Annotated in this window: 2 protein-coding genes; both read left to right on the forward strand. The window is 53.3% G+C overall.

The genetic code is table 11. From position 1 onward, the window contains the following. A partial coding sequence (locus AC2FL1_RS23455) for a polysaccharide biosynthesis/export family protein (RefSeq protein WP_496878531.1) occupies nt 1-459 on the forward strand: 459 nt, incomplete at its 5' end. Between the two features lie 12 nt (nt 460-471). After that, the coding region (locus AC2FL1_RS23460) for a hypothetical protein (RefSeq protein WP_496878532.1) at nt 472-1403 on the forward strand (932 nt) is incomplete at its 3' end.

Raw genomic sequence — 1403 nt, forward strand, 5'->3', positions numbered from 1 at the left:
CCAGACGGCTCCATCACCTTTCCCCTTGCCGGATCAATTCGGGCAGGAGGACTATCAACTAATGGATTAAGTTCATCCCTGGCATCGGCGCTGGCACCAAATTTCAATGCACCGCCGACCGTATTTACATCGATTGCAAGGGTCGCACCTCCTGCGTTTCCCGGATCTCTCACTCCAACCGGACCGACAATTGATGTCTTTATCATGGGTGAAGTCAACGCACCCGGAAAATATCTTGCAACCGAGGGAACAACTATTCTTCAGGTTTTGGCCCAGGCTGGCGGCCTGACCAATTTCGCGGCTCGCAAGCGCATCGAATTGCGCCGGGCTGACAGTAAAGCAGGCGCGGTAAACAAATATAAATATAACTACGATGGCTCGGGCAGTGGCATCAAAGGCAATACAGTTCTTAAGACCGGAGACGTTGTTGTGGTGCCCGCACGCCGTTTGTTCGAATAGGGGCTTATACAGGTGGGAAAATCCAAAAATAAACTATCCACCACGCTGGGGGGCGGGGTAGCTTTATTCTTTTCGCTGACGCCTGCGGTTGGACAGCAGAACCTGACGCAACAAACAACTGTACAGCAAACGGCTGCGCCATCGACGGCCACACAACGCGCCCCCAGCTTACAACTCATCTCTCAACAGGCTCAACGAAACCCTGCGCGCAGGGTTGGCCTGCCGCCCGCCGCCCGGCAAACCGGCGGCACCGGAACCGGGCTGAACATAACGTTGGATTATCTGTCATCACTCCGGCATGATGACAATCTCCGGCTAACGGACCCTTCCTTCGGGTCGACCACTTGGTGGGAGAACACACTGGCCTTGGGCCTCGTCAACCAGACACCGGGATCTACTCTGACCTTCGACCTGTCGGGGCTGTATCGGATCGCCAACGAACCAATCATTGGAACAGAATCCAGCTTTTCGGACCCGTTCACTCAGCTGACATATCAACGAGACAACGCTAACAGCCAGTTTCGATTGCTTGCCGAATACCGTGAGAGAGATTTGGCCTTCAACCGGTCACTAACCGACATAAATCTGGATGGTGTCATCGATGCCTCTGATGTCATCGGCACCGTGGGCGACCAGGTCAATACACGTGGGAACCTGGACTGGCAAACTGGTTTGAATGATCCTTTGGGGTTCCGGTTCAGCTACAGCCACCGCGAACGCAGCTATACGAACACAATTAACCCGAACCTGTTCGACAATAGATCGGATGACTATGCAGCAACCGCAATACTTAGAATCTCTCCGATTCTACAGGGAAACGTGCGCGTTAGTTACATAGACTTCAATGCAGACGATGCTGTAGGCACCGACCGGAAGACGACGACAGTGTCAACTGGTGCAACATATGACATATCCCCAGTTACCACTGTCAGTGCGAATATTGG

The organism is Ruegeria sp. YKSF070, assembly GCF_059612725.1.